3 protein-coding genes and 1 pseudogene are annotated in these 2,335 nt (G+C 62.5%); all 4 read right to left on the bottom strand.

The features are described from left to right. A pseudogene (locus tag JOZ76_RS27335) lies at positions 1 to 98 on the bottom strand (short-chain dehydrogenase); the annotation flags it as partial. Positions 99 to 260: 162 nt separating this feature from the next. Beyond that, positions 261 to 1,121, bottom strand: coding sequence for a MaoC/PaaZ C-terminal domain-containing protein (locus JOZ76_RS27330; protein WP_291703955.1), 861 nt, complete (start codon positions 1,119 to 1,121; stop codon positions 261 to 263). A gap of 133 nt (positions 1,122 to 1,254) precedes the next feature. Then, positions 1,255 to 1,644 (bottom strand): Zn-ribbon domain-containing OB-fold protein, encoded by a 390-nt coding sequence (locus JOZ76_RS27325; RefSeq protein ID WP_291703953.1) that lies wholly within the window; start codon positions 1,642 to 1,644, stop codon positions 1,255 to 1,257. Next, a partial coding sequence (locus JOZ76_RS27320) for a thiolase domain-containing protein (RefSeq protein WP_291703951.1) occupies positions 1,644 to 2,335 on the bottom strand: 692 nt, incomplete at its 5' end. The genes JOZ76_RS27320 and JOZ76_RS27325, both read right to left, overlap by 1 nt.

Raw genomic sequence — 2,335 nt, 5'->3', positions numbered from 1 at the left:
ACGGCCGCGCCTTCGCGCGCGAACAGTTTTGCGTAGGCCTCGCCGAGCCCGCCACCCGCGCCCGTGATCAGCGCCACCTTGCCGTCGAGCAGTCCCATGGTGTTTCTCTCCCGCTTCTTTATCAATTTATTCCACCGTCATGGCCGGACTTGTCCCGGCCATCCACGTCTTGGTTTGCTGCAGCGTCAAGGAAGACGTGGATGCCCGGCACAAGGCCGGCATGACGAGAAAACAATTGGCAGCGCCGCGCGTACATAGCATTAACCCAGCACCGTCTTGCCGTTCCGGATCACCGTGACGCCGCGCGCCTTCACCTTCGCTTCGAACGAGATCACCTCGCCGTCCTTCCACATCTCCAATGTCACCGTCTCGCCGGGATAGACAGGCGACGAGAACCGCGCGACATGCTGCCTGAAAGCCGTGGGATCGTAGTCGGCATAGCTCTGCAGGATGCCGCGGCAGGTGATGCCATAGGTGCACATGCCGTGCAGGATCGGTCTTGGGAAACCCGCCTTCTTGGCAAACTCCGGATCGGAATGCAGCGGGTTGCGATCGCCACAGAGGCGATAGACCAGCGCCTGATCGGGCCGCGTGGAAATATCCACGGTCCGGTCCGGCGCGCGGCTTGGCACCGGATGCGGCTCGGGCTGGCCTTCGGACGGACCGCCAAAGCCACCATCGCCGCGGGCAAAGCGCGAGGCCACCAGCGTTGCGAGCTTCTCGCCATCGGCGTCCTTCAGGACGGTCTGGTGGCGAATGATCGCGCCCTTGTCCTTGCCCTTGTCGAAGACAGCGAGCACGGTGGAATCGGCCGTGACGTGCGCCACTGTGGCGAGCGGCTTGTGAAAGGTGATGTCGCGCTCGCCATCGACCACCATCACGCGATTGAGGTTCATCTCGCCGGGACCCGAACCCCAGGCGGCGACGGAAGCAAAGGTCGGTACCACTTTGAGCGGCCGCGGCGTCGCGGCGGCTTCGTTGACGAAGGCCAGCTCCTTTTCATCCATGGGATCGGCGCCCATGCCGATGCCGCAGGCGTACAGCATCACTTCGCGATCGGTGTAGCTGTATTTCTGGCCCAGGTTCTTCAGCGCCATCAGCTCATCGTAGTTGATCGGCATGTGCGACGTATCCTCCGCTTTTTCTGTTGTCATGCCCGCGAAAGCGGGCATCCAGTACACGCCGGTGCCTACTGGATCCCCGCTTTCGCGGGGATCACCACCTTTTGTCGGGCGCGTTTCGTGCGCATTCCCGCTACACCACCGTGAAGAACGGCAGCGGCGCGCCGTCGGTCGGCTTGAACACGACTTTCACCTTCTGTCCGATCGCCAGCCGCTCCAGGTCGCAATCGACAAAATTGGTCATCAGCGACGGACCTTCCTTCAGCGTCACGTAGCCGATCGCGTAAGGTCCGGTCGCCGATTTGCGCATCAGGCTGAACGTGTAGATCGTGCCCTCGCCGGAACTTTCCTCCCATTCCGTCTTGTCGGAGAAACAGAACGGGCAGATCGAGCGCGGAAAATAATGGGCGTCGCCGCAGGTCGTGCAGCGCTTGATCATGAATCTTCCCTGCGCGGCCGCATCCCAGAACGGTTTTGTCTCGGGATTGGTCACCGGGGTCGGATATTTTTTCGCTTCACTCATCACACACGCTCCAGGATGCAGGTCGAGGCGGCATGGCGCACGCCCAAAAGGCCGCCGGTGCCATGCGCGATCGCGAGGTCGCAGTTTTTCACCTGCACCCGGGGATGCGCCTCGCCGCGCAGCTGCCGCACCGCCTCGATGATCTTTGTCATGCCGCCACGGTTGACCGGATGGTTGCTGCACAGCCCGCCGCCATCGGTGTTGAACGGCAGCTTGCCGACGCCGGAAATCAGATTGCCGTCGGCGACAAATTTGCCGCCCTCGCCTTTCCTGCAGAAGCCGAGGTCTTCAAGCTGCATCAGCACCGTGATGGTAAAGCTGTCGTAGATCGAGGCGTATTTGATGTCTCGTGGCGTAATACCCGCTTCCTCGAAGGCGCGGGGACCGGACCACACGCCCGCGGAGTAGGTGAGATCGAGATCCTTGCCGCCGCGCGGCCCCTTCATGGCCTCGCCGTGCCCGATCAGCCGCACCAGCGGCTTCTTGAGACTCTTCGCGATCTCTTCCGTCGTCACGATCAGCGCGCCCCCGCCGTCGGTCACGACGCAGCAATCCATCCGATGCAGCGGATCGGATATCATCGGCGAGTTCACGACGTCTTCGACCGTGACCACGTCCTTCAGGAACGCGTGGGGGTTATGGTGCGCGTGATGCGAGGCCGCGACCTTGATCCAGGCGAGTTGCTCGCTTG

It is taken from the genome of Bradyrhizobium sp., from assembly GCF_019244115.1.
Taxonomy (GTDB): domain Bacteria; phylum Pseudomonadota; class Alphaproteobacteria; order Rhizobiales; family Xanthobacteraceae; genus Bradyrhizobium.
This window is presented reverse-complemented; position numbering and strand designations above follow the sequence as displayed.